Here is a 24,542-nt window from a genome sequence, read left to right as displayed (position 1 = left end):
CGCCCCCTTTTTTTAGCGTTACTTTGCTTCGTAGTCCGCCTCGACCAGCTGGTTCAACAGCCGCACGCCGAAGCCCGAGGCCCAGGACTGGTTGTACTCGTTGGAGGGCGAGCCCATCGCGGTACCGGCGATGTCGAGATGCGCCCAAGGGACGTCATTGACGAAGCGCTGCAGGAACTGCGCGGCGGTGATCGAGCCGGCGGCGCGGCCATTGCCGACGTTCTTGATGTCGGCGAACTTGCCTTCGATCAGCTTGTCGTATTCCGGCGCGAGCGGCAGGCGCCAGACCTTCTCGCCGGTCAATTTGCCGGCGGCGTACAGTCGCTCCGACAGCTCGTCATTGTTGGAGAAGAGGCCGGCATTGTGGTTGCCGAGCGCGACGATCACCGCACCCGTCAGCGTGGCGAGATCGATCATGAACTTCGGCTGGAAACGCTGCTGGCAGTACCAGAGCGCGTCAGCGAGCACGAGCCGGCCCTCGGCATCGGTGTTGATGACCTCGATCGTCGTGCCGGACATGGCGGTGACGATGTCGCCCGGACGCTGCGCATTGCCGTCGACGGCGTTCTCGACGAGGCCGACGATGCCGACGACGTTGACTTTGGCCTTGCGGCCGGCAAGCGCGCGCATCAGGCCGACGACGGCTGCCGAGCCACCCATGTCACCCTTCATGTCCTCCATGCCGCCGGCGGGCTTGATCGACACGCCACCGGTGTCGAAGACGACGCCCTTGCCGACGAAGGCGATCGGCGCCTCGCCCTCGGTGCCGCCGTTCCAGCGCATGATGGCGAGGCGGGCCGGACGCGGCGAACCCTGCGCGACGCCGAGGAGCGCCCACATCTTCAGCTCAGTCATGTCGGCTTCGGTGAGGATCTCGATCTCGAGGCCGTGCGGGGCGAGCGCGGAGATGTGCGCGGCGTATTCGACCGGGCCGAGCACGTTGGCCGGCTCGTTGACGAGGTCGCGGGCGAGCATCACGCCCTCGGTGATCGCCTCGGACCGCGCGAAGGCAGCGGTCGCAGCGGCGGCGTCGCTGACGGCAAGCGTCACGGTCTCCGCGACGTCCTTCGTCTCTTCCTCGTCGCCGTTCTTCGGCTTCTTCGATTTGTAGCGGTCGAAATGATAGCCGCGCAGAATCACGCCCGCCGCCAACGCGGCCGCCGATGCACCGTCCACGGCGGCGCCTGCTGCATCGCACCATAACGTGATGACCTCGGCGCCCTTCGTCTTGGCGGCAGCGATACCGCCGAGCTTCATCCAGTCTTCCTCGCCGAGCGGCGTCTCGCCGTGCGTGCCGATGAGGAGGATCCGGTCGACATCGAGGCCCGCCGGTGCCAGCAGTTCGAGGGTCGAAAGCCGCTTGCCGGTGAACTTCGCGATTCCCGCCGCCCGCTGGACGAGATCGCCGATCGCGGCCGGGACGGAAGCGGCCAGCGCCGTGCCCTGCCCGGCGAAAACGACGAGAACGCCTGCCGTCGGCAAGGCGAGCGCGGAGAACTGGATGGACGGTTTCTTCGACATGGAAACTCCGTTGGGAAGAGAGCGCTCGCCCGGCATGCGAGCCTGGTTGCATCTTGTAGCCGCTAAGGCAGCCGTGGTGCAAAGGACACAGGCGCTATCATGGAAGCAGGCGCCGGCTTGGCAAGGCTGGGCAAGGCTCACCACCCCGGTTAAGGGTGCGTTAACCACCCTTGTTCGCCCTTCTTTAGCCAAGCTGCTGCACTCTCAGGCACGGATGATCATCAGAACCGACAGGGGGGAACCTCTCCGCACCGTGACCGAGGCCGAGAAGACCATAGAAACGACGACGCCATGAGCCTTCTCGAACGATACATCTTCAGACGGGCCATGGTGTTCAGCCTGGGCTCTCTGGCGTCCCTCGTCCTGATCGTCTGGGTGGTTCAGGCGCTGCAGCGCATCGATATCGTCCGCACTACCGCCTCGGCTGCCGGCAATATTTTCTGGATCGCGCTGATGCTGATCCCGGACCTTGCGGCTGGCGTCGTGCCCTTCGCTGTGGTGATCGGAGCCGTCCAGGCGCTGAACTCGCTGAACGCCGACAGCGAGCGCGCCGTCATCTCATCGTCCGGCGCCTCGTCGGCGGTGGTCATCCGGCCGATCCTCTACCTCGGGATCGTCGCCGCCATGCTCGTCCTGTTCATCTCGCACGTGCTGGGACCGATGGCGCAGCGCGGCTTCTACGATGGCATCCGGACCATCAATGCCGATGCCATCACGCTGTTCCTGCAGCCGGGACGGTTCGAGGAAGTGCAGGACGGCATGATCCTCAGCATCGGCGCAGTGAACGGCTCGACGGTGAAGAGCCTTTTCATCTCCGACCAGCGCGACCCGAGCCTCGACCTCACCTACTTTGCCAAGGAAGCGAAGATCCTCGAGCGCGACAAATCCTCGTATTTGCTGCTGTATGACGGTCAGCTGCACCGCCGCACCGCGGCCGATGGCGCGGTGTCGATCATCCAGTTCCAGACCTACGCCTTCGATCTTGCCAGCCTCCGGCCGGCTTCGGATGGCGACTGGGTGCGCACGTCCGAACGCTCGACCGCCGAACTCGCCTTCCCCGATCCGAACGATGCCGACTTCCAGGCCAAGCCCAATTCCTACCGCAAGGAGCTGGCGCAGCGGCTGTCCGACTGGCTGTACCCGATCGCCATGGCGCTCTGGGCGCTGGTGATGGCGAGCCAGCCGCGCACCAACCGTCAGGGCCCGGGCATCGCGATGGCGCTCGGACTGGCCGGCGCCTTAGTGCTTAAGGCGCTGGGCTTTGTCTCGATGTCGCTGGTCGACCGCGACCCGCGGCTGGTCTTCGTCATCTACCTCGTGCCGCTGTTCTCCATCGTCACCAGCATCATGCTGCTCCGGCTCGACGTGAATATCTCGCAGCTGAGCCTGTTCGACCGGATCGGCGACGCCTTCGCCCGGGCTGGCCGCAGCCTCCGCGGCCTGGTGCCAATGCTTGCCTCCAGTGACGGGAAGACCCGGCGATGATGCGGCGCACGCTCAACCTCTACTTCTTCAAGCGCTATATCGTCAGCTTCTTCTCGTCGCTGGTGGTGGTGTTCGCGCTCGCCTACCTCATCGACATGATCGAGGTTAGCCGCCGCGGCCGCTTCGCCGATGTCAGTTTCGGCACCATCGCGCTCGTCTCGGCGCTCCGCATCCCGGCCTTCATCGAGCAGGCCTTTCCTTTCGTCATCCTGTTCTCCTCGATCTTCACCTTGCTCACGCTGAACAAGAAGCTGGAGCTGGTGGTGGCCCGGGCGTCCGGCGTGTCGGTCTGGCAGATCCTTGCGCCGTTCATCGTCGGCTCGATCCTGCTCGGGGCCGCCGCGACCTTCCTCTACAATCCGCTGGCGGCGATGGCGCAGGCGCAGTCCGCCAACATCGAGACGCAGCTCGGCAGCGGCAAGACCAAATCCAGCACGGGCCTTGCCCCTTGGCTGCGGCAGAACGGCGAAGGCGTTGAGTCGATCATCGGCGCCAAGGCGGTGTCGGATGGCGGCCTGAAGCTTGGCGGCGTGACCGCCTTCATCCTCGCCGACGACGGCACGGTGCGGGACCGTATCGACGCGCCCAGCGCTACGCTCGTCGAAAATGCCTGGCTGATCGATTCGCCGACCGTGACCCGGATCGGCTACTCCCCGGAGAAGCCGGCGAACTATCGTTTGCCGACGACGCTGCGTGCGGAATTTATCGAGCAGAAGCTCGCCGACCCGCAGGCCATTCCGATCTGGGATCTCTATTCCAAGATCGAGGTCGCCCGCAGTCTCGGATACAATGCCGAGGCCTTCGCGATGCATTACAACACGCTGGTGGCCAAGCCCGCGCTGTTCGTCGCGATGACCCTCCTGGCCGCGACGGTGGCCATCCAATTTGCCAGAACTGGGCAGTCGAGCCGGACGATAATCGGTGGCATCACCGCCGGCTTCGTGCTTTACGTCGTAACGTTCCTCGCGCAAGCGCTGGGAAGCAATTCGGTTGTTCCACCGGTTGTGGCGGCGTGGTTCCCAGTCTTGGCAGCAGGCCTGTTCGGGGTGACGATCCTGCTTCACCAGGAGGATGGTTAGTATGGTAGCGACGGGGAAAACGCGCTTCATGGTGAGAACGGGCCGACACCTCACGCTTTCGGCGAGCGTGGCGCTGTGCGCCCTTCTGTCCAGCGGTCCCTCGGCTCTCGCTCAGGAACAGATGAACCCGCTCGGTGCGGCCGTGAAGGTCCCGAGCGACGCGCAGCTGTTCCTGGAGGCCGACACCGTCGTCTACGACCGCGACAAGTCGCTGGTGACGGCGGGCGGCGGCGTGCAGATCGACTACGGCGGCTACAAGCTCGTCGCCAAGAAGGTCACCTACAACCAGCAGACCAAGCGTCTCGTCGCCAGTGGTGACGTCGAGATGCTGCAGCCTGATGGCAACAAGGTCTACGCCGACAGCGCCGACATCACCGACGACTTCGCCGACGGCTTCATCACCGCGCTGCGGATCGAGACGCCCGACAATACGCGCTTTGCCGCGCAAGGCGCCGTGCGCGAGAGCGGCAACGTCACGACCTTCGAGAAGGGCATCTACACCGCGTGCGAGGCGTGCAAGAAGCACCCCGAGCGCGCACCGCTGTGGCAGGTCAAGGCGCGCAAGATCGTCTGGGACCAGCAGGAAAAGGTCATCCGCTACTACGGCGCCAAGTTCGAGTTCTTCGGCCAGCCGATCGCGTACCTTCCCTACTTCCAGCAGGCCGACCCGACCATTAAGCGCAAGAGCGGCTTCCTGACGCCGTCCTTCAAGTCGTCCGACGACCTCGGCTACGGCTTGCGGGTGCCGTACTTCTTCGCGCTGTCCGACAGCTACGACATGACGGTCGCCGGCACCTATTACAGCAAGCAGGGCTTCCTCGGCGAAGTCGAGTACCGTCAGGCGTTCAGCAACGGCTACTTCACCTTGCAGGCCGCCGGCATCTCGCAGAACGACCCGAACAATTTCGACATCAACAGCGTCGATCTCGGCGAGGTCAAACGCGGCATGGTCGGCACCACCGGCCGGTTCGATCTCAGCGACCGCTGGACCTTCGGCTGGGACGTGCTCGCGCAGAGCGATTCGAATTTCTCGCAGACCTACGGCATCGAGAACTTCAACCAGACCTTCCACACATCCGAGATCTACCTCAGCGGTCTGGGCGACCGCAGCTTCTTCGATCTGCGCGCCCAGCGCTTCGACATCCAGTCGAAGTACAACACGGGTGACCTCGATCAGGACAAGCAGCCCGAGATCCTGCCGACGCTCGACTACGAGACCATCAACGATTCGCCGATCGGCGGCGGCGAGGTCGAGATCGACACCAATCTGGTTCACCTGCGCCGCCAGGAAGGCGCGCTCGGGCTGATCTGCGAGCCCGGCCTCTTCGTCAACGGCAGCTGCGCCGACTTCCGCAGGGACGTCTACAACCGCAATGTGCTGGAAGGCGATTACACCCGCGGCTCGACCAATGCCGAGTGGCGCCGGACGCTGACGACCGATGGGGGACTGCTGCTGACCCCCTCCCTCGGGCTTCGCGGCGACCTCTATCAGGCCAACATGTCGGTGGGCGATGAGGGCTCGTTCGATGGCGGGACCAGTGTCGACGGCTCCGGCTTCCGGGGCATGGCGACCGCCGCCCTCGAGGCACGCTATCCCATCCTGATCGAGGCGGCGAACTCCTCGCACGTCATCGAGCCGATCGGCCAGCTGATCATCCGTCCGGACGAGGCGAAGGCCGGCGAGCTGCCGAACGAGGACGCGCAGAGCCTCGTCTTCACCACCGGCAACCTGTTCGAAATGGACAAATTCTCCGGCTACGACCGGATCGAGGGCGGCAGCCGCGCCAATGTCGGCCTGCGTTATGCCGGCACCTTCGCCACCGGCTATGCGCTCGACGCCATGATCGGTCAGTCCTACCACATTTCCGGCGACAACCCGTACGACCAGATCGACCTTGCGCTCGTTGGCTTCGACTCGGGCCTCGAGACCGATCGATCGGACTATGTGAGCTCGGTGACGCTTGGGACGCCGATCGGCCTGCAGTTCGGCGTGCAGGGCCGCTTCGACGAGAAGACGATGGACGTGCGCCGGACCGATCTCAGCACGGCCTACAGCAATAGCCACGGCAGCATCGGCGCGACCTACTCCTTCATCGACGCGCAGCCGATCTATGGCTCGCCGGTCGACCGCAGCCAGATCTCGACCGGCGGCAACCTGAAGCTGAACGCCAACTGGACGGCCTATGGCTCGCTGAGCTACGACATCGAAAGCTCTACCCTCATCAGCAAGTCCGCAGGTCTCGGCTATCTCGACGAGTGCTTCAGCCTGCTGGCGACCTACACCAGCACCGAGAGCGCATATCAGATCAACGACTCTCAGAAGAACACGGTGATGTTCACGCTCGGGCTCCGGACGATCGCCGACTTCGACTACAAGTATAAGATCGACGAGTAGCGGCACCATCGTTTCGACAAAAGAGCGATGTAGCGCAACGACATGCCCATTGTTCGAGACAGCTGCACGTCCAGCATTCCGGAGGCCGAGACGCCATGACTGCATCACGCATCTTCCAGCGGTCCGCACTGGCGTTGTTGCTGACCTGCGCCACCGTCGGCGCCGTCTCCGGCTTGGCGCAGCCGGCGTCGGCGGCGTCGGAGATCGCGGTCATCGTCAACAAGGACCCGGTCACCTCCTTCGCCATCAAGCAGCGCACGAGCTTCCTGAAGCTGCGCCGCGTCAAGGGCGACCTGACAAAAGCCGCCACGGACGAGCTGATCGAGGAAGCCCTCAAGAAGCAGGAAGTGCGCCGTCTGGGGATCAGCATCCCGGACACCGCGGTGAATGCTGCCTTCCTGAAGTTCGCCGCCGACAACAAGCTGCAGCCGGCGCAGCTGGCGCAGGTGCTCGGCCAGGTCGGCTTCTCCGAGAAGGCGTTCAAGGACTACATCCGCGTCCAGATGGGCTGGGGCCAGGCGGTCCAGGCCAGCATGCGCAGCGGTGGCGCCGGTGGGCGGGTCAGCGAGTCCGATGCGGTGCAGCGGATGCTGGCACAAGGCGGCACGAAGCCGAAGACCACCGAGTACACGCTGCAGCAGGTGATCTTCGTCGTTCCCGAGGCCAAGCGCGCCGCGATGAAGGCCGGACGGATGAAGGAAGCCAATGCGATGCGCTCGCGCTTCCAGTCATGCCCCGCGAACTACGAGTTCGCCAAGGGCCTGCGCGACGTGACCGTGCGAGAGCTCGGCCGCGTGCCGCAGCCGGCTCTGCCGGAGCGGTGGAAGGATTCGATCTCGGCGATCTCCTCGTCCGGCGCCACGCCGCCGCAAGAGACCGAGCGCGGCGTCGAATACATCGTCGTCTGCGACCAGCGCAGTATTTCCGATGACAAGACGGCCGCGATGGTCTTCCAGTCGCAGGACATGGAGAAGGGCAAGTCGGAGCCCGACGCCAAACTCCTGAAGTCGCTGCGGGACAAAGCCGTGATCACCCGGCGATGACACCCGGCGCACGGCCGCCTCTGGCCGTCACCATCGGCGAACCGTCGGGCGTTGGGCCCGACGTGACGCTCGCCGCCTATGCCGACCGGCGGGACCGTCCGCTGCCAGTGTTCTTTCTCCTCGCAGATCCCGACATGCTGGCGGCGCGCGCTTCCCGGCTCGGCATCGACGTTTCGATCGTCCGTATCGGGCGGCCGGAGGAGGCCTCGGTGCATTTTGCGACGGCCCTTCCCGTCCTGCCGCTGATCAACCGTCACAGTGAGCTTCCCGGCCAGATCGATCCGCAGAATGCGCTCGGCACCGTCGAGGCGATCGACCGCGCGACCGCCTTCGCCCTCAACGGTACGGCCTCGGCCGTGGTGACGAACCCGATCGACAAGAAGGCGCTCTACGACGCGGGCTTCCGCCACCCCGGTCATACCGAGTATCTGGCCGAACTCTGCGGCACCGTCCTGCAGCGCTCGTTCACGCCCGTCATGCTGCTGACCGGACCCGACCTATCCTGCGTCCCCGTCACGATCCATATTCCGCTGGTCGACGTCCCGGCCGCCCTGACGGCCGACCTCATCGTCGAGACCGCGGAGATGGTCACCGCTGAGCTGAAGTCGCGGATGGGCATCGAGTTTCCGCGCATCGCCGTCGCCGGGCTGAACCCGCATGCGGGCGAGCGCGGGGCGATCGGCAAGGAGGACGAGGCCGTCATCCGGCCAGCTGTCGAGAGGCTGCGGATGTCGGGCATCGACGCCTTCGGTCCCCTCCCCGCCGACACCATGTTCCATCCCGAGGCCCGGGCGCGCTACGACGTCGCGCTGTGCATGTACCATGACCAGGCGCTGATCCCGGCGAAGATGCTGGCCTTCGACGAGACGGTGAACACGACGCTCGGCCTGCCGATCATCCGCACCTCGCCGGACCACGGCACGGCGGCGGACATCGCCGGCAGCGGCCACGCCCGCCCGAACAGCTTCATCGCCGCCTTGCGGCTCGCCGACCGCATGGCCGACCATGCCGCCCGCAGCACCGCCGGGCCCTCCTCGTGAGCGCCATCGACGGACTGCCGCCGCTGCGCGTGGTCATGGCCGAGCATGGGCTCGACCCGAAGAAGGCGCTCGGCCAGAACTTCCTCCTCGACCTCAACCTTACCGGCCGCATCGCCCGCCAGGCGCTACCCTATGACGGGCACACGGTGATCGAGGTGGGCCCGGGTCCGGGCGGGCTGACGCGGGCGATCCTGGCGCAAGGTGCCGAGCATCTGACGGTGATCGAGAAGGACCGCCGCTGCATCGCGGCGCTCGAAGCCGTCGCCGCGCATTATCCCGGCCGCCTCACCATCATCGAGGGTGACGCGCTGAAGACCGATATCGCCGCGCTCGCGGGAGGGCGACCGGTCAAGATCGTCGCGAACCTTCCCTACAACATCGGCACGCAGCTGCTGCTGGACTGGATTACCGTGCCGCAATGGCCGCCGGTCTGGACCGAACTGACGCTGATGTTTCAAAGGGAGGTCGCCGAGCGGATCGTCGCCGGGCCCGGCACCGACCATTACGGACGGCTCGGCGTGCTGGCGGGCTGGCGCACCAGTTCCCGCATGCTCTTCGACGTCGGGCCGGAAGCCTTCACGCCGCCGCCGAAAGTGACCTCGTCGGTGATCCAGATCAGGCCTCTGGCCTCACCCATCGACGTGCCGCTGGCCAAGCTCGAGGCGGTCACCGCGGCCGCCTTCGGCCAGCGCCGAAAGATGCTGCGCCAGAGCGTGAAGTCGCTCGGCGGCGAGCGCATCCTTTTGGCAGCCGACATCGACCCGCAGCGCCGTGCCGAGACGCTGAGCGTCGAGGAGTTCTGCCGCCTCGCCGCATTGGTCTGACGCTCACCCGTCGGGCTGCCTCCCGGCTGCGCCCCCGGGGGCTACGGAACGCGTCAACGTCCCATCATCGTCGATGCAGGAGACCGCTCAGGCCGGCTCTTCGCCGAGCAGCGTAGCGGTAAAATCGAACAGGCCTGGACGCCGGTCGCGGCGCAGGCGCTCGGCCTCGACGATCGCCTTCACCTCGCCAAAGGCCTGGTTCAGGTCGTGGTTGACGACGACATAGTCGTAGTCGCGCCAGCGCTCGATCTCGACGCGGGCGTTCTTCAGCCGCATGGCGATGGTGTCGCTGGAGTCCTCGTTGCGCCGGAACAGGCGGCTCTTCAGTTCGGCCATCGAGGGCGGCAGGATGAAGATCGACACGATATCGGCACGCGCCTGTTCCTGGAGCTGCTTGGCCCCTTGCCAGTCGATGTCGAAGAGCATGTCGCGCCCTTCCTGCATCGCCTTCTCCGCCGGCTCGCGCGGGGTGCCGTAGAAGTTGCCGTGCACCTCTGCCCATTCCAGCAGCGCGTCGCCGTGGCGCAGGCGCTCGAACTCATCGGGCTTGATGAAGTGATAGTGCCGCCCCTCGATCTCGCTGCCGCGGCGCTGGCGCGTGGTGACGCTGACCGACAGCGAGAAGCGCGGATCGCCTTCGAGGAGGTTGTGCGCGATCGTCGACTTGCCGGCACCCGAGGGCGAGGACAGGACGAGCATCAGGCCGCGGCGCTTGATTTCCGGGGGCATGGTGGAGGCGGTGTCGGTCATTCGATATTCTGTACCTGTTCGCGGAATTGGTCGATGACCACTTTGAGCTCCAGCCCGATGGCGGTGAGCGAGGTCGCGTTTGATTTCGAGCAGAGCGTATTCGATTCGCGGTTAAATTCCTGCGAAAGGAAGTCCAGCCGGCGACCGACCGGGCCTCCCGCGGCGAGCAGGCTTCGGGCGGCATCGATATGGGCGGCGAGCCGGTCGAGTTCTTCGCGGATGTCGGCCTTGGCGGCGATGATCGCCACTTCCTGGTGCAGCCGCGCGGCGTCCAGCCCGGCGCCGGTCCCGATCAGCAGCTCGACCTGACCGGCCAGCCGGCGGCGGATCGCCTCGACGCTGCGGGCCGGATCGCGCTCGGCGGCAGCCACGAGCACCAGCATCTCGTCGAGCCGCTGGTCGAGGAGACCCCGCAGCAAGGCGCCCTCGTCTTCGCGGGCGGCGACGAGCCTGTCGAGCGCAAGGGTGAAGCCTTCGAGCACGGCAGCACGGCGGGCAGCGTCACGCTCGGGGTCGGCGACGGTCTCGGCGACGTCTATGATGCCCTTGATCGCCAGGAGCCCATCTGCGGTCGGCGTGACAGCATGTCCGCCGGCGATCAGCCGTTCCGTCAGCACCAGCACCTGCTCGAGCATCGCCTCGTTGACGCGGAACACCGGCGCGTCGTCCGTCTTGCGAAGGCTCAGCGAGATCTGGACATTGCCGCGTGTCAGTCGGGCGCCGCTCGCCTTGCGGATGTCGCTCTCGATGCCGTCGAGCGCCTGCGGCAGGCGAAGGCGAAGCTCGAGCCCCTTGCCATTGACCGAGCGTAGTTCCCAGACGAAGTCGGTATCGTCGAAAACGCCCTCGGTCCGGGCAAAACCCGTCATGCTGGCAACGGGCATGCCGTTCTCCGTCGTTTCAGATCTAACGGCTACAAACGGGCTCGGCAGAGATGCGCACTCGCCCAGCGCCCTATTGCGCGACGATCGGGTCGGCGGGATTGGCGTCACCCGCGGCGGCGGCGGCGTTCTGCGCCCGCTCGATCTCGCGGTACCGCCGGACATTGGCGTTGTGCTCCTCGAGCGACGACGCGAAGACGTGGCCGCCCGTGCCGTCCGCCACGAAGTAGACGTCCTTCGTCGACGAGGGATTGGCCACCGCCTCCAGCGCCGCCCGGCCGGGGTTCGCGATCGGGCCTGGCGGCAGGCCCTTGATCACATAGGTGTTGTAGGGCGTGTCGCTCTTGATGTGCGACTGGCGGATCGGCTCGTTCGCCGGCTTTCCGGAGCCGCCCCAGATCCCGTAGATGATGGTCGGATCGGACTGGAGGCGCATGCCCAGCCGAAGCCGGTTGAGGAACACGGAGGCGACGCGCGAGCGCTCGTCAGCGCGGCCGGTCTCCTTCTCGACGATCGAGGCGAGCGTCACGAACTCCTTGATGTCCTTGACCTCGGTAACGTCCTTGTCACGGCGGTCCCAGACTTCCTGGACCAGGGCGGTCTGCGCGGCTTGCATCTTGTTGATGACTTCGGCCCGGGTCATTCCCCGCTGGACGCGGTAGGTGTCGGGACGGAGCGAGCCCTCGGCGGGCATCGGCGGCATGTTGCCGGTCAGCACGTCTTCCTGCGCCACTCGGTCGAAGATCTGCTTGACGGTCCAGCCTTCGGGAATGGTTACCGAGTGCAGCACCGACTCGCCGCTACGGATCTTATCCATGATCTCGCGCATGCTGGCGGCCGGTGAGAAGCCGTATTCGCCGGCCTTCAGTTCACCCGCGACGCCGGACAGGCGCACGCCGTACTCGAAGATCGATGCATTGGTGATGATGCCGCCGCGCTCGAGGCCGTTGGCGATGCTCTCTAGGCTCGAATTCCTCGGCACCACATAGGTCGCCTGCGCCGTCAGCGGACCGGCGCCATCGAATTCCGACTTGCCCCAGGCGACGATGCCGACGGCGACCACGGCGACAAACAGCGCGGCGGAGAAAACGAGGTTGAAAAAGACGACGACCTGGTTGCGGGCACCGCGCGAGCGCCGCGGCGGCGTCGGGGCGGCCTTGGGTCGCAGGGCTTCGGACGCCGACCTTGGAACGATCTTCCGGTCGTCGCCGCCGCGCATGTCGTCGGTCATGAAATCACCCTTCGAGGATCGGTCGACAAACGATGGTAGCACCACCCGAATGTGGCGAAAGACGGGTGGTCAGTCGACCAGACGGCGGAACACCAGCGAGGCGTTCGTGCCGCCGAAACCGAAGGAATTCGACAGCGCCACATCGATCTGCTTCTCGCGCTTTACCAGCGGAACGAGATCGATTTTCGTCTCGACCGACGGGTTCTCGAGGTTCAGCGTCGGCGGCGCGACATTGTCGCGAATAGCCAGCACGCAGAAGATCGCCTCGACCGAACCGGCTGCCCCGAGCAGGTGGCCGATCGCCGACTTGGTGGACGACATCAAGACGCCCTCTGCGGCATCCCCGAGGAGACGTTCGATGGCGCGCAACTCGATCTCGTCGCCCATCGGCGTCGAGGTGCCGTGCGCGTTGATGTAGTCGATATCGGACGCCTGGATCCCCGCCCGCTTCATCGCGGAGGACATGCAGCGGTAGGCACCGTCGCCATCCGGGGCGGGTGCGGTGATGTGGTAGGCATCGCCCGACATGCCGTAGCCGACGAGCTCGGCATAGATTTTCGCGCCGCGGGCCTTCGCATGCTCGAGTTCTTCGAGCACCACGATGCCAGCGCCCTCGCCCATGACGAAACCGTCGCGGTCGCGGTCATATGGGCGCGAGGCCCGGGTCGGGTCATCGTTAAAATTCGTGGACAGCGCCTTGCAGGCGGCAAAGCCTGCCAGCGACAGCCGCGAGACCGGCGATTCGGTGCCGCCGGCCACCATCACGTCGGCATCGCCGAGCGCGATCAGCCGTCCGGCATCGCCGATGGCATGCGCACCCGTCGAGCAGGCGGTGACGATCGACGAGTTCGGACCTTTCAGCCCGTTGCGGATCGACACCTGGCCCGAGGCCAGGTTGATCAGGCTGCCCGGAATGAAGAACGGGCTGACGCGGCGCGGGCCCTTCTCGTCGAGGGTCAGCGACATCCGCTCGATCGCCTGGAGGCCCCCGATGCCCGAGCCGATCAGAACGCCGGAGGCGATCTGATCTTCGTAGGATTCGGGATGCCAGTTGGCATCGTCGAGTGCTTCTGCTGCAGCGGCCACCGCATAGATGATGAAGTCGTCGACCTTGCGCTGTTCCTTCGGCTCCATCCACTGATCGGGATCGAAGCTTCCGTCCGTCCCATCCCCGCGGGGGATTTGACACGCGATTCGGCACGGCAGATCCGATGTCTCGAAACTGTCGACCGGCCGAGCGGCGCTATCGCCGTTCAGCAAACGCTTCCAGGTTACGCCAGCGCCGGTCCCGAGGGGACTGATCATTCCGACGCCAGTGATGACCACTCGTCTCATACAACACTCATTTTCCGGGGCGGAGATCCGCCGCCGGGATCAGGACTGATTCTTCTCGATGAACTTGACCGCGTCGCCGACGGTCAGGATCGTCTCGGCCGCATCGTCCGGGATCTCGACGCCGAATTCTTCTTCGAAAGCCATCACGAGTTCGACGGTGTCGAGGCTGTCCGCGCCGAGGTCGTCGATGAAGCTCGCATTGTCGGTGACCTTTTCAGCCTCGACGCCGAGATGTTCGACGACGATCTTCTTCACCCGTTCAGCGGTATCGCTCATATTTATTCCTCTGTTGATATTTGCTTCGTCGTTTTCGTTAGACGCGCAAGGCCGGTGAATCAAGCTTTTGCACCATCATACTTCTTGTGTCTGCCGGGCCTTCGACGGACTCGACTGGTGCGGTCGGGTGCGCTTAGCACGGAGATTGCCAAGGGCCAAGCCGCAGAACCCCTGCGCCCGCGGCAATGCCCGGCTTTATGACTCAGATCATCGCCATGCCGCCGTTGACGTGGATCGTCTGCCCCGTGACGTAGCTGGCTTCGTTCGAAGCCAGAAAAAGCGCCGCCGCGGCGATCTCGTCGGCATTGCCGATGCGCTTCATCGGGATAGCGCCGAGGATGCCTTCCTTCTGCTTGTCGTTTAGCTTGTCGGTCATGGCGCTCTGGATGAAGCCCGGCGCGATGCAGTTGACGGTGACATTGCGCGAGGCGATTTCCTGCGCCAGCGACTTTGAAAAGCCGATCATGCCAGCTTTCGCCGCGCAGTAATTGGCCTGGCCGGGATTGCCGGTGACGCCGACGATCGAGGTAATGTTGACGATCCGGCCGAACCTCCGGCGCATCATCTGGTGCGTCAGGCCGCGGGTCAGGCGGAAGGCGGCGGTGAGATCGACCTCGATCACCCGGTCCCAGTCCTCGTCCGACATGCGCACGAACAGGCCGTCCTTGGTGATGCCCGCATTGTTGACGAGGATATCGACGCCTTCCATGGCGGCATCCACCGTCTCGGCTAGCGCCTTCTGGGCGTCACGGTCGCCGAGGTCGGCGGGAAAGACGTGGACGCGGTCGCCGAGCGAGGCCGCGACCTCGTCGAGCTTCTCCCGGCGGGTGCCGTGCAGGCCGACGACGGCGCCGGCGCCGTGCAGCACCCGGGCAATGGCTTCGCCGATGCCGCCGCTGGCACCGGTGACGAGGGCCTTGCGGCCGGTCAGATCGAACATGGTCTCTACCTCAGTTTGCGGGGCCGGCCCTTGGGCGCGGCGATCGATAGGGATGATCAGGCCTGCAGCGCATCGATATCGGCGGGCGTGCCGAGGCTCTGCGTCTTCGCCGTCTTGTCGATGCGCTTGACGAGGCCGGCCAGCACCTTGCCGCTGCCGACTTCGAGAAAGCTGTCGATACCGGCACCCACCATGAACTCGACGCTCTCGCGCCAGCGCACCTGGCCGGTCACCTGCTGGACCAGAAGTTGCTTGATCTCGGCGGGCTCGTCCACCGGCCGGGCCAGCACGTTGGCAACCAGCGGCACGACCGGGCGGCGCATGTCGGCGGCGTCGAGCGCTTCGCGCATGCGCTCGGCGGCCGGCTGCATCAGGCTGCAGTGGAAGGGAGCGGACACCGGCAAAGGAATGGCGCGCTTGGCACCCTTCTCCAGCGCCAGCGCCATCGCCCGCGTCACCGCCGCGGCAGCGCCGGAGATGACAATCTGGCCGCCGCCATTGTCGTTGGCGAGCTCGCACGGTTCACCCGGCGCCGTGGCAGCCGCGCAGACCTCGGCAACGCCGGAATGGTCGAGCCCGAGGATCGCCGCCATGGCGCCCTCGCCCGCCGGCACCGCCCGCTGCATCGCCTCGCCGCGGATGCGCAGGAGCTTCGCCGTCTCGCCAATCGACAGGGCACCGGCAGCCGCAAGCGCCGAATACTCGCCGAGCGAATGGCCGGCGACGAAGGTGGCAGAGGCCTTGAGGTCGAAGCCACGCGATTCCATCGCCCTCAGCACCGCGAGCGAGACCGCCATCAGCGCCGGCTGGGCGTTGGCGGTCAGCGTCAACTCGGACTCAGGGCCATCGAAGATCACCGACGACAGCTTTTCCCCTAGCGCCGCGTCGACCTCCTCGAACACGGCGCGGCTTTCGGGAAAGGCATCGAAGACGGCGCGCCCCATGCCGACGGTCTGGCTGCCCTGGCCCGGGAAGATCAGTGCAAGTGTCATGGTGGCTCCCAAGGATTATGGCTTTGTCGGGGGTGTTGAAGGCGAAAGCGGCGCAATGTGTCAAGGCGAGCGGGTCTGGCTCAGGCTACTCAGACATGTCCCGTCCATGTCCGGATTAGTGTCGATCGTGCGAATATCGCATCGCCGCGCCCGCCTCCTCCAACCCTTGGCAGCATCCTCTTTCCCTTGTGGCGGCGGCGTTTCCCGATGAGGTGATGCGCTGACTGTTGCGGTTATCGCAACATTCCGCTACTAGCCGCCTCGTCAATGCCCGGTTTCAAGCCGGGGGCTGAACGGAAGGTGCTGGCTTGCCGGCATGAGGACAGGTTGTCCGCTTCCCGTGTCCCCGCTCTCGACCGTCCCGCAAGACACGCCTTTCCATCGATCCCCAGGATCTCCAGGAGAGTCGCAGAGGCTTAGCCGCTGATGTCGGGCAAGGACATGGAAAACTCATTGTGGAAAGGCGAAACGATGGCTCTGTACGAGCACGTATTCCTCGCCCGCCAGGACATTAGCGGCCAGCAGGTCGATCAACTCGTCGAGCAGTATCGCGGCGTGATCGAAGCCAATGGCGGCAAGGTCGGCAAGGTCGAGAGCTGGGGTCTTAAGACCCTCACCTACCGGGTCAAGAAGAACCGGAAGGCTTACTACACGCTGATGAACATCGATGCCCCGTCGCCTGCCGTGCAGGAAATGGAGCGCCAGATGCGTATCAACGAAGACGTCCTGCGCTACATCACCATCAAGGTCGATGCGCATGATGAGGCACAGTCGGTCATGATGCAGAAGCGTGACGACCGTCCGCGCCGCGGCGACCGCGACGACCGCCCGGGTGGCGAGCGTCCCCGCCGTGACCGTGACGACCGCCCGCGCCGCGAGGACGACGATCGTCCGCGCCGCCCACGCCCAACTGAAGGGGAGTAACGCGACATGAGCGACACTTCTTCCAGCACCGTCCGTCGGCCTTTCCACCGCCGTCGCAAGTCCGATCCGTTCGCGGCCAGCGATAGCCCGAAGATCGACTACAAGGACGTCCGTCTCCTGCAGCGCTACATTTCCGAGCGCGGCAAGATCGTCCCGTCCCGCATCACCGCGGTTTCGCAGAAGAACCAGCGCGCCCTCGCCCAGGCGATCAAGCGCGCCCGTTTCCTCGGCCTGTTGCCTTACGTCCTGCGCTAAGCGCGACGTGTGAATGATTCGCGGCGCGGACCGAGAGGCCCGCGCCGCCCTCTCACCGCCGGCGACCGGTGAGGATAAGACCAGCCAAGCTGGGGCGGCTTTCCCGCCCCTAACTGCGACAAGCAGGACAGCGACGACATGAAACCCTCCGCGATCCTCATTGGACTGGCCGCCGGCTTTGCCGCCGCCTTGCTGTTCGCCGGACTGATTCTTCAGTCGACGACGGCGATCGTCCTCTCGCTCGCCACCCCTATTCCGATCTATATCGCCAGCCTCGGCTGGGGCAGCCGCATCGGCTTCCTCGCCGCGATCACCGCCGCCGGCGCCATCGCCGCCGTGACCGGCTCCTATGGCAGCGGCCTTATTCTGCTTGGCTCGATGGCGCTGCCCGCCGCGATCCTCGGCCATCTCGCGGGTCTCGCCCGGCCTGCCGACGAGGCGCCGCCCATCGGCCCCTATCCAGCCCCCGCGAACGACCGGCCCGGCCTCGACTGGTATCCGCTCGACCGCATCCTGTTTGCGCTGACGCTGACGGCGATCGTCGCCTGCGTCTTCATCGGCTGGCTGTTCGGCTACAATCCGACGGCGCTCGGGCCGGAACTCGTCGATGCGCTCGGCGGGCAGATGAATGCGTCGAACGATCCGGCGATGCAGCAGCAGGTGCTCGTCCTCGCGCAGCTCGTCATCAAGCTGATGCCGTTCGTGCAGCCGGCGATCCTTGTGATCGTGCTCGTCGCCGGCCTGCACCTTTCCGCCGCGGTGACCCGTCTTTCCGGACGCCTGCCGCGGCCGAAGGACGACATCCCCGGCACCGCCGGCCTGCCGCGCTCGGCGATGACGATCTTTGCGCTCGCCATGGCCGCCTGCTTTGCGCCGGAGCCCGTGGCGATCGTGGCTGCGGTCGTCGCCGGCAGCTTCGGCACTGCCTTCACGCTGGTTGGGCTCGCCAGCCTTCACCGCCGTACCCGCGGCAGTCGAAATCGCGGCTTCGTCCTGTTCACCGCCTACATGGCGATCATCCTTCTCTCGTTTCCCCTGCTGGTCGCGACCGTGCTGGGGCTCGTCGAAACGGCACGCAGGCCTGCCGGCCCGCGGCGTCTTTCTTAATCGCCTGCCCAATCAAAACACCCGAAAGGAACAGTTCCATGGACGTTATTCTTCTTGAGCGCATCGCCCGCCTCGGCCAGATGGGCGACACCGTCCGCGTCAAGGACGGCTTTGCCCGCAACTTCCTGCTGCCGACCGGCAAGGCCCTGCGCGCCAACGAAGCCAACCGCGCCAAGTTCGAGTCGCAGAAGAGCGAGCACATCGCCCGCAACGAAGAGCGCAAGCGCGAAGCGGGCGACATCGCCGGCACGCTCGAGGGCAAGAGCTTCCTCACCATCCGCTCGGCTGGCGAAACCGGCCAGATGTACGGCTCGGTCTCGGCCCGCGACGTCTCGGACATGCTGAAGGAAGCTGGCTTCCGCGTCGGCCGCAACCAGATCCTCCTCAACACGCCGATCAAGGTCATCGGCCTGCACAAGGTGATGATCCAGCTGCACGCCGACGTCGAAGTCGCCGTCGAGATCAACATCGCCCGTTCGCATGAAGAGGGCGAGCGCCAGTCGAAGGGCGAGAACCTCACCACCGCCGACGCCATCTACGGCCTCGACGACGAGGAGGAGCTCGACGAGGAGGCCGAGGCCACCGACGAGACCACCGAAGACGAAGCCGTCTAAGCCGGCGCTTCCCGAACAATCGAAAAGGCCCCGGATATCCGTCCGGGGCCTTTTTCGTAAAGGCTGCCGCCAGCCCAGGTGTCGGCAATGGCGCCGTTCCCTGCGGGGATGGGGTCAAGCCTTTTCACAGCTTCTCCACAGCCGCACCACCCCGCCTGTGCACAGCTTGGATGTGTTCCGGCGCGGCGCATTCGGCCGTGACATCGGCGGCCAACCATAGGTAAAAGCGTCTCTTCACCGACCGGCGAGGGATGACGGACATGGCCGAGGCGGCGCGCAAATACGAAGAAGAGGCAGCCCTCTACCGCGAGGCCCCGAACAACATCGAGGCCGAACAGGCCCTGCTCGGCGCCATCCTCGTCAACAACGACGCCTACTACGTCGTGCACGACTTCCTGAAGCCCGACCATTTCTTCGAGCCGCTGCACCGCGAGATCTTCACCAAGACGTCCGAGATGATCCGGATGGGCAAGATCGCCAATCCGGTGACGATCAAGACCTTCCTGCCGGCGAACGACAAGGTCGGCGACATCACCGTCGCCCAGTATCTCGCGCGGCTTGCGGCGGAAGCCACGACCATTATCAACGCCGCCGATTACGGCCGGGCGATCTACGATCTGGCGCTCCGGCGCAACCTCATCCGCATCGGCGAGGACATGGTCAACATCGCCTTCGACGCGCCGCTCGACATGGAGCCGAAGGCGCAGATCGAGGACGCCGAGCGGCGGCTGTTCGAGCTCGCCGAGACCGGCCGCTACGACGGCGGCTTCCAGTCCTTCACCGACGCCGTGACGCTCGCCGTCGAGATGGCCTCCGCCGCCAAGGACCGCGATGGCGGCCTGTCGGGTGTCTCCACCGGGATCATCGCCCTCGACCGGCGGCTCGGCGGCCTGCAGCGCTCCGATCTCATCGTGCTCGCCGGTCGTCCGGCGATGGGCAAGACGTCGCTCGCCACCAACATCGCCTTCAACATCGCGGCAGCCTTCGAGCCGGCGGATCAGTCGGACGGGACGTTCGCGGCCAAGAATGGCGGCGTCGTCGGCTTCTTCTCGCTGGAAATGTCGGCCGAGCAGCTGGCGACGCGTATCATCTCCGAGCAGACCGAAATCTCATCCTCGAAGATCCGCCGCGGCATGATCAACGAGACCGAGCTCGGCAAGCTGATGGCCTGCTCGGAGACGATGCAGCGCCTGCCGCTCTACATCGACCAGACCGGCGGCATCTCGATCGCCCAGCTCGCGGCCCGGGCGCGGCGGTTGAAGCGCCAGCGCGGCCTCGACGTCATGGTCATCGACTACCTCCAGCTGATGCAGGGCTCGTCGAAGAACTCGCAGAACCGCGTGCAGGAAATGACCGAGATCACCACCGGCCTGAAGGCATTGGCCAAGGAGCTGAACGTGCCGATCATCGGCCTGTCGCAGCTCTCGCGTCAGGTCGAAAACCGCGAGGACAAGCATCCGCAGCTCTCCGATCTCCGCGAGTCCGGCTCGATCGAGCAGGACGCCGACGTCGTGATGTTCGTGTACCGGGAGGAATACTACCTCTCGAACAAGGAGCCGAAGATGGGCACCCCGGAGTACATGACCTGGGAGGCCGAGATGCGCGAGGCCAGCGGCAAGGCCGAGGTGATCATCGCCAAGCAGCGCCACGGCCCGACCGGCACCGTCCCCCTCGCCTTCCAGGCCGAGTTCACCCGCTTCACTGATCTCGCCGACGAGAGCTATCTGCCGGAACGCTTCGAGTAGCGGAACCCTCCCCGTGCACATGCCGGAAACATCTTGTTTCCGGTTTGTTCTCGTCGCATAGTGCGGTAAATCCCTCCACCGGAAGTCCGCATGGCCAAGCCGAAACTCTCCTTCATCTGCCAGAACTGCGGCAGCGTCACCACGCGCTGGCAAGGCAAGTGCGAGGCCTGCGGCGAGTGGAACACCATCGTCGAGGAGAATGTCGCCGGTGGCATTGGCGGCGGGCCGGCGCGCGGCGGCGCCCGGCGCGGGCGCGTCGCCGCCCTCCTCCCGCTCTCGGGCGAGATGGAGGAAGCGCCGCGCATCTCCACCGGCATCGACGAGTTCGACCGGGCCTGCGGCGGCGGCATCGTGCGTGGCTCGGCGATCCTCATCGGCGGCGATCCCGGCATCGGCAAGTCGACCCTCCTGATGCAAGCCGCGGCGGGCCTTGCCCGCGGCGGACACCGGGTCGTCTACGTCTCCGGCGAGGAGGCCGTCGCGCAAGTCCGCCTGCGGGCCCAGCGCCTCAAGGCGGCCGACACCGACGTGCTGCTGATGGCCGAGACCAATGTCGAGGACATCCTCGCGACTCTCGCCGACGACAAGCGGCCGGACCTCGTGATCATCGATTCGATCCAGACGCTCTGGTCCGACATGGCGGAATCGGCGCCGGGCACGGTGACGCAGGTCCGCACCGGCGTGCAGGCGCTGGTGAAATACGCGAAGTCCAGCGGCGCGGCGGTGATCCTTGTCGGCCACGTCACCAAGGACGGCCAGATCGCCGGGCCGCGCGTCGTCGAGCACATGGTCGACGCCGTCCTCTACTTCGAGGGCGAAGGCGGCCATCATTTCCGCATCCTGCGCACGGTCAAGAACCGCTTCGGACCGACCGACGAGATCGGAGTCTTCGAGATGTCGGACATCGGCCTGCGCGAGGTGCAAAACCCTTCCGAACTTTTCCTCGGCGAGCGAAACGCCAAGGCGCCGGGTGCCGCGGTCTTTGCCGGCATCGAGGGTACGCGTCCGGTGCTGGTTGAGATCCAGGCGCTGGTCGCCCCCTCCGCCCTCGGCACGCCGCGCCGGGCCGTGGTCGGCTGGGACCAGCCCCGGCTCGCGATGGTGCTAGCGGTGCTCGAGGCGCATTGCGGCGTCCGTCTCGGCCAGCACGACGTCTATCTGAACGTCGCCGGGGGCTTTAGAATCAGCGAGCCGGCGGCCGATCTCGCGGTCGCGGCGGCCCTCGTCTCCTCCCTGTCCGGACTTGCCCTGCCCGCCGATTGCGTCTATTTCGGCGAGATCAGCCTGTCGGGAGCTGTGCGGCCGGTCGCACACTCCGCGCAACGGCTGAAGGAGGCGGAAAAGCTTGGTTTCAGCCAGGCGGTCCTGCCCTCTCTTAGCGCCGATCTGCCGAAAGGCCGGGATGTGGCGACACACGACATCGAGTCCCTGCCGCATCTCGTCGCTCGGGTTGCCGGGGGCGCGCTGGCGGAGAGCGATGATGGATGACCGGGGCGGCGTTTGCCGAATCGGATGCGATGCGCGATAGCAGCGAATTGACCCGGCAGGCGCCACAGATTCTCCGTCGAAGGATGGAAGTCTGGAAACACCTCCGGAAGGGACGACAGGGTTAAATCGCCATGACTATCACGATGCTCGACGCGATCCTGGTCGGGATCATGCTCATCTCGGCGCTGCTCGCCATGGTGCGGGGATTTTCGCGCGAGGTGCTGTCGGTCGTCTCGTGGCTCGCGGCCGCGGCTGCAGCCTTCTTCTTCTACCAGCCGCTGACGCCCTACGTGCAGGAATACGTGACCTCGGAAAAGATCGCGATGGTTGCCGCGGCCCTTGGCATCTTCGTGATCACGCTGATCATCGTTTCCTTCATCACCTTGCGCATTGCCGACTTTATCATCGACAGCCGCATCGGCGCGCTCGATCGGGCGCTTGGCTTTGTCTTCGGAGCGGCCCGCGGCCTGCTGCTCGTTGTCGTCGCGATGCTCTTTTTCAACTGGCTGAGCCCGGCCGACACCCAGCCGACCTGGATCACCAACGCCAAGTCAAAGCCCTATCTCGACGATCTCGGCGCCCGCCTCATCGCCGCCGTTCCCGAGAAACCGGCCGAGCTTCTGCCCCAGGAACTGCGCGACAAGCTGGAGCCGCCGGTCGCGCCGTCGGGCGATGCGACGCCCGGCGAGGCGGCACCTGCCGAGCCGAGCAGCATCGAGGGCGCGATCGAAGGCGCCGAGCCTTCGGGCCAGACAGACACCGCGCCGGCCAACTAAGCGGGTGAAAACACAGAAGCCCGGGCTCGACGTTTCGAGCCCGGGCTTCTGGCATTTCTGCAGTGAATGGTGTTTTTGCATCGCGAAAGCACGGCGTGCATCCTATATGGCGTTCATGGGACAGTGTCCTGGCGCCGGACGTGGCAGAGTTTCGCGGTCGCGGCTCTGTTTATTCTTGGAAGACCGCGACGGTTCCGAGAGGGCTGTCGCGACAGCGGCAGGCCGGCGTGATCCGGTTTCAAGGGTGAATTCTGATGGACGAGACCCCTTTCGGCGATCCGGACGACGACAGCCTGCACGAAGAGTGCGGCGTCTTCGGCATCTTCAACCGCCCGGACGCGGCGCCCTTCGTCACGCTCGGCTTGCATGCCCTGCAGCACCGTGGACAGGAAGCGGCGGGCATCGTCTCGCATGACGGGACGACCTTCCACATCGAGCGCCATGCCGGGCTCATCGGCGATACCTTCACCAAGCAGTCGGTGATGGAGCGCCTGCCCGGCAAGAGCGCCATTGGCCATACCCGCTATTCTACGTCGGGCGGCGGTGGTCTGCGCAACGTCCAGCCGTTCTTTGCCGAATTGTCCGCCGGCGGCTTCGCCGTCGCTCACAACGGCAACATCACCAATGCCGTCACCGTGCAGCGCGAACTGCAGCGCCGCGGTTCGATCTTCTCCTCGACCTCCGACACCGAGACCATCCTCCACCTCGTCGCCACCAGCGCTGCCCGGATGTTCACCGACAAGCTGATCGATGCGCTGTCGCGCCTCGAGGGTGCCTTCTCGCTGGTCGGCCTGTCGCCGAAGAAGATGATCGGCGTTCGCGATGCGCTCGGCATTCGACCGCTGGTGCTCGGCGACCTCGAAGGCTCGCCGATCCTCGCCTCCGAGACCTGCGCGCTCGACATCATCGGCGCGACCTTCGTGCGCGACATCGCGCCGGGCGAGATGGTGATCATCACCGAGGACGGGATCGAGAGCATCTTCCCCTTCCAGGCCCGCCGCCCGCGCTTCTGCATCTTCGAATACGTCTATTTCGCCCGGCCCGATTCCAACATCGAGGGCCGCAACGTCTACGACATCCGCAAGCGCATCGGCGCAGAGCTCGCCCGCGAAAGCCATGCCGAGGTCGACCTGATCGTGCCGGTGCCGGATTCGGGTGTACCGGCGGCGATCGGCTATGCGCAGGAAACCGGGATCCCGTTCGAGCTCGGCATCATCCGCAACCACTATGTAGGCCGGACCTTCATCCAGCCGACGGATGCCATCCGCCACATGGGCGTCAAGCTGAAGCACAATGCCAACCGGGCGATGATCGAGGGCAAGCGCGTCATCCTGGTCGACGATTCCATCGTCCGCGGCACGACCTCGCAGAAGATCGTGCAGATGGTGCGCGATGCCGGCGCGAGCGAGGTGCACATGCGCATCGCCAGCCCGCCGACGCGCTCCAGCTGCTATTACGGCGTCGACACGCCGGAGAAATCGAAGCTCCTGGCCTCTCGCATGTCGGTCGAGGAGATGGCCGATTTCATCAAGGTCGATTCGCTCGCCTTCCTGTCGATCGACGGACTTTACCGCGCGGTGGACGAGCCCGCCCGCAACGCCCGCGCGCCGCAGTTCTGCGACGCCTGCTTTACCGGCGACTACCCGACAGCGCTAACCGATCACGACGGCATCGACAACGTCCGCCAGCTCTCGCTGCTCGGCGGCAACGGCTGAGGCAGCCCTTCCCGCATGAACGCCCTTGCTGGGCGGTCATGCGCAGAGGCCGGGCCTGGTTCGGACGGACGGGGAGGCAGGCTTGACCCGCCTTCCCGCCTCGCCCATTGGAGAGACATAGGCGGG

Annotated in this window: 23 protein-coding genes; 15 read left to right on the top strand and 8 right to left on the bottom strand. The window is 65.7% G+C overall.

The window, feature by feature from the left end:
* Positions 1 to 18: 18 nt before the first annotated feature.
* Positions 19 to 1,521, bottom strand: coding sequence for a leucyl aminopeptidase (locus ACZLZQ_RS08955; RefSeq protein WP_472949041.1), 1,503 nt, complete (start codon positions 1,519 to 1,521; stop codon positions 19 to 21).
* Between ACZLZQ_RS08955 and ACZLZQ_RS08950 the strand changes: the two genes are divergently transcribed.
* From ACZLZQ_RS08950 to rsmA, 7 genes are all read left to right on the top strand, one after another.
* A complete protein-coding gene (locus ACZLZQ_RS08950; RefSeq protein ID WP_472949040.1) occupies positions 1,502 to 1,816 on the top strand; it encodes a hypothetical protein in 315 nt (104 codons plus the stop codon). The two genes, ACZLZQ_RS08955 and ACZLZQ_RS08950, sit on opposite strands and share 20 nt — an antisense overlap.
* Complete coding sequence (locus ACZLZQ_RS08945) at positions 1,813 to 3,006, top strand: LptF/LptG family permease (protein WP_472931620.1); 1,194 nt, start codon at positions 1,813 to 1,815, stop codon at positions 3,004 to 3,006. The genes ACZLZQ_RS08950 and ACZLZQ_RS08945 overlap by 4 nt, the downstream gene beginning before the upstream one ends.
* Entirely contained in the window at positions 3,003 to 4,085 is a 1,083-nt protein-coding gene (gene lptG, locus ACZLZQ_RS08940; RefSeq protein WP_472931619.1) for an LPS export ABC transporter permease LptG, read from the top strand. The genes ACZLZQ_RS08945 and lptG overlap by 4 nt, the downstream gene beginning before the upstream one ends.
* 28 nt (positions 4,086 to 4,113) lie before the next feature.
* Positions 4,114 to 6,480 (top strand): LPS-assembly protein LptD, encoded by a 2,367-nt coding sequence (locus ACZLZQ_RS08935; protein WP_472949039.1) that lies wholly within the window; start codon positions 4,114 to 4,116, stop codon positions 6,478 to 6,480.
* A 95-nt stretch (positions 6,481 to 6,575) separates the two neighbouring features.
* On the top strand, positions 6,576 to 7,523 hold the full coding sequence (locus ACZLZQ_RS08930) for a SurA N-terminal domain-containing protein (RefSeq protein WP_472931617.1): 948 nt from the start codon (positions 6,576 to 6,578) through the stop codon (positions 7,521 to 7,523).
* Entirely contained in the window at positions 7,520 to 8,563 is a 1,044-nt protein-coding gene (pdxA, locus tag ACZLZQ_RS08925) for a 4-hydroxythreonine-4-phosphate dehydrogenase PdxA (protein ID WP_472949038.1), read from the top strand. The genes ACZLZQ_RS08930 and pdxA overlap by 4 nt, the downstream gene beginning before the upstream one ends.
* On the top strand, positions 8,560 to 9,387 hold the full coding sequence (rsmA, locus tag ACZLZQ_RS08920) for a 16S rRNA (adenine(1518)-N(6)/adenine(1519)-N(6))-dimethyltransferase RsmA (protein WP_472949037.1): 828 nt from the start codon (positions 8,560 to 8,562) through the stop codon (positions 9,385 to 9,387). The genes pdxA and rsmA overlap by 4 nt, the downstream gene beginning before the upstream one ends.
* A gap of 87 nt (positions 9,388 to 9,474) precedes the next feature.
* Here the strand turns inward: rsmA and gmk are convergent, their stop codons facing one another.
* The 7 genes from gmk to fabD form a co-directional block, all read right to left on the bottom strand.
* Positions 9,475 to 10,137 (bottom strand): guanylate kinase, encoded by a 663-nt coding sequence (gene gmk, locus ACZLZQ_RS08915; RefSeq protein WP_472949036.1) that lies wholly within the window; start codon positions 10,135 to 10,137, stop codon positions 9,475 to 9,477.
* On the bottom strand, positions 10,134 to 11,021 hold the full coding sequence (locus ACZLZQ_RS08910) for a YicC/YloC family endoribonuclease (RefSeq protein ID WP_472949035.1): 888 nt from the start codon (positions 11,019 to 11,021) through the stop codon (positions 10,134 to 10,136). The genes gmk and ACZLZQ_RS08910 overlap by 4 nt, the downstream gene beginning before the upstream one ends.
* A 70-nt stretch (positions 11,022 to 11,091) precedes the next feature.
* Entirely contained in the window at positions 11,092 to 12,249 is a 1,158-nt protein-coding gene (mltG, locus tag ACZLZQ_RS08905) for an endolytic transglycosylase MltG (protein ID WP_472949034.1), read from the bottom strand.
* A gap of 69 nt (positions 12,250 to 12,318) precedes the next feature.
* Positions 12,319 to 13,584 (bottom strand): beta-ketoacyl-ACP synthase II, encoded by a 1,266-nt coding sequence (gene fabF / locus ACZLZQ_RS08900; protein ID WP_472931611.1) that lies wholly within the window; start codon positions 13,582 to 13,584, stop codon positions 12,319 to 12,321.
* 39 nt (positions 13,585 to 13,623) lie between these two features.
* Entirely contained in the window at positions 13,624 to 13,860 is a 237-nt protein-coding gene (locus tag ACZLZQ_RS08895; RefSeq protein WP_472931610.1) for an acyl carrier protein, read from the bottom strand.
* Positions 13,861 to 14,062: 202 nt separating this feature from the next.
* Positions 14,063 to 14,800 carry a 3-oxoacyl-[acyl-carrier-protein] reductase gene (fabG, locus tag ACZLZQ_RS08890; protein WP_472949033.1) on the bottom strand — a complete coding sequence of 246 codons (738 nt, stop codon included), beginning with the start codon at positions 14,798 to 14,800 and terminating at the stop codon, positions 14,063 to 14,065.
* A 56-nt stretch (positions 14,801 to 14,856) separates the two neighbouring features.
* Positions 14,857 to 15,792 carry an ACP S-malonyltransferase gene (gene fabD, locus ACZLZQ_RS08885; protein WP_472949032.1) on the bottom strand — a complete coding sequence of 312 codons (936 nt, stop codon included), beginning with the start codon at positions 15,790 to 15,792 and terminating at the stop codon, positions 14,857 to 14,859.
* Between the two features lie 471 nt (positions 15,793 to 16,263).
* Here fabD and rpsF point away from each other — a divergent pair, with 471 nt between their 5' ends.
* From rpsF to purF, 8 genes are all read left to right on the top strand, one after another.
* Entirely contained in the window at positions 16,264 to 16,716 is a 453-nt protein-coding gene (gene rpsF / locus ACZLZQ_RS08880) for a 30S ribosomal protein S6 (RefSeq protein ID WP_472931942.1), read from the top strand.
* 6 nt (positions 16,717 to 16,722) lie between these two features.
* Positions 16,723 to 16,971: a 30S ribosomal protein S18 gene (gene rpsR / locus ACZLZQ_RS08875; protein ID WP_472931607.1), complete on the top strand. Its 249-nt coding sequence runs from the start codon at positions 16,723 to 16,725 to the stop codon at positions 16,969 to 16,971.
* A gap of 138 nt (positions 16,972 to 17,109) precedes the next feature.
* Positions 17,110 to 18,078: a hypothetical protein gene (locus ACZLZQ_RS08870; RefSeq protein ID WP_472949031.1), complete on the top strand. Its 969-nt coding sequence runs from the start codon at positions 17,110 to 17,112 to the stop codon at positions 18,076 to 18,078.
* 38 nt (positions 18,079 to 18,116) lie between these two features.
* A complete protein-coding gene (gene rplI, locus ACZLZQ_RS08865; protein WP_472931605.1) occupies positions 18,117 to 18,692 on the top strand; it encodes a 50S ribosomal protein L9 in 576 nt (191 codons plus the stop codon).
* 260 nt (positions 18,693 to 18,952) lie between these two features.
* Positions 18,953 to 20,437 carry a replicative DNA helicase gene (locus ACZLZQ_RS08860; protein ID WP_472931604.1) on the top strand — a complete coding sequence of 495 codons (1,485 nt, stop codon included), beginning with the start codon at positions 18,953 to 18,955 and terminating at the stop codon, positions 20,435 to 20,437.
* Positions 20,438 to 20,527: 90 nt separating this feature from the next.
* On the top strand, positions 20,528 to 21,925 hold the full coding sequence (gene radA, locus ACZLZQ_RS08855) for a DNA repair protein RadA (RefSeq protein ID WP_472949030.1): 1,398 nt from the start codon (positions 20,528 to 20,530) through the stop codon (positions 21,923 to 21,925).
* A 131-nt stretch (positions 21,926 to 22,056) separates the two neighbouring features.
* The gene (locus ACZLZQ_RS08850; protein ID WP_472949029.1) at positions 22,057 to 22,701 is read left to right on the top strand and encodes a CvpA family protein; all 645 of its coding nucleotides are present in this window, start codon (positions 22,057 to 22,059) and stop codon (positions 22,699 to 22,701) included.
* Between the two features lie 254 nt (positions 22,702 to 22,955).
* Positions 22,956 to 24,416, top strand: coding sequence for an amidophosphoribosyltransferase (gene purF, locus ACZLZQ_RS08845; protein ID WP_472931601.1), 1,461 nt, complete (start codon positions 22,956 to 22,958; stop codon positions 24,414 to 24,416).
* The last annotated feature ends 126 nt before the right edge of the window (positions 24,417 to 24,542 follow it).

It is taken from the genome of Mesocryomonas lacus, assembly GCF_055730105.2.
Note: the sequence above shows the minus strand (reverse complement) of the source record. Positions and strands in the feature narration are given on the sequence as shown.

Bases quoted from the DNA above. Each gene is read 5' to 3' on its own strand.
- ACZLZQ_RS08950 (WP_472949040.1), top strand. From the start codon at position 1,502: ATGGACGGTTTCTTCGACATGGAAACTCCGTTGGGAAGAGAGCGCTCG.
- ACZLZQ_RS08955 (WP_472949041.1), bottom strand. From the start codon at position 1,521: ATGTCGAAGAAACCGTCCATCCAGTTCTCCGCGCTCGCCTTGCCGACG.
- ACZLZQ_RS08945 (WP_472931620.1), top strand. From the start codon at position 1,813: ATGAGCCTTCTCGAACGATACATCTTCAGACGGGCCATGGTGTTCAGC.
- lptG (WP_472931619.1), top strand. From the start codon at position 3,003: ATGATGCGGCGCACGCTCAACCTCTACTTCTTCAAGCGCTATATCGTC.
- ACZLZQ_RS08935 (WP_472949039.1), top strand. From the start codon at position 4,114: ATGGTGAGAACGGGCCGACACCTCACGCTTTCGGCGAGCGTGGCGCTG.
- ACZLZQ_RS08930 (WP_472931617.1), top strand. From the start codon at position 6,576: ATGACTGCATCACGCATCTTCCAGCGGTCCGCACTGGCGTTGTTGCTG.
- pdxA (WP_472949038.1), top strand. From the start codon at position 7,520: ATGACACCCGGCGCACGGCCGCCTCTGGCCGTCACCATCGGCGAACCG.
- gmk (WP_472949036.1), bottom strand. From the start codon at position 10,137: ATGACCGACACCGCCTCCACCATGCCCCCGGAAATCAAGCGCCGCGGC.
- ACZLZQ_RS08910 (WP_472949035.1), bottom strand. From the start codon at position 11,021: ATGCCCGTTGCCAGCATGACGGGTTTTGCCCGGACCGAGGGCGTTTTC.
- mltG (WP_472949034.1), bottom strand. From the start codon at position 12,249: ATGACCGACGACATGCGCGGCGGCGACGACCGGAAGATCGTTCCAAGG.
- fabF (WP_472931611.1), bottom strand. From the start codon at position 13,584: ATGAGACGAGTGGTCATCACTGGCGTCGGAATGATCAGTCCCCTCGGG.
- ACZLZQ_RS08895 (WP_472931610.1), bottom strand. From the start codon at position 13,860: ATGAGCGATACCGCTGAACGGGTGAAGAAGATCGTCGTCGAACATCTC.
- fabG (WP_472949033.1), bottom strand. From the start codon at position 14,800: ATGTTCGATCTGACCGGCCGCAAGGCCCTCGTCACCGGTGCCAGCGGC.
- fabD (WP_472949032.1), bottom strand. From the start codon at position 15,792: ATGACACTTGCACTGATCTTCCCGGGCCAGGGCAGCCAGACCGTCGGC.
- rpsF (WP_472931942.1), top strand. From the start codon at position 16,264: ATGGCTCTGTACGAGCACGTATTCCTCGCCCGCCAGGACATTAGCGGC.
- rpsR (WP_472931607.1), top strand. From the start codon at position 16,723: ATGAGCGACACTTCTTCCAGCACCGTCCGTCGGCCTTTCCACCGCCGT.
- ACZLZQ_RS08870 (WP_472949031.1), top strand. From the start codon at position 17,110: ATGAAACCCTCCGCGATCCTCATTGGACTGGCCGCCGGCTTTGCCGCC.
- rplI (WP_472931605.1), top strand. From the start codon at position 18,117: ATGGACGTTATTCTTCTTGAGCGCATCGCCCGCCTCGGCCAGATGGGC.
- ACZLZQ_RS08860 (WP_472931604.1), top strand. From the start codon at position 18,953: ATGGCCGAGGCGGCGCGCAAATACGAAGAAGAGGCAGCCCTCTACCGC.
- radA (WP_472949030.1), top strand. From the start codon at position 20,528: ATGGCCAAGCCGAAACTCTCCTTCATCTGCCAGAACTGCGGCAGCGTC.
- ACZLZQ_RS08850 (WP_472949029.1), top strand. From the start codon at position 22,057: ATGACTATCACGATGCTCGACGCGATCCTGGTCGGGATCATGCTCATC.
- purF (WP_472931601.1), top strand. From the start codon at position 22,956: ATGGACGAGACCCCTTTCGGCGATCCGGACGACGACAGCCTGCACGAA.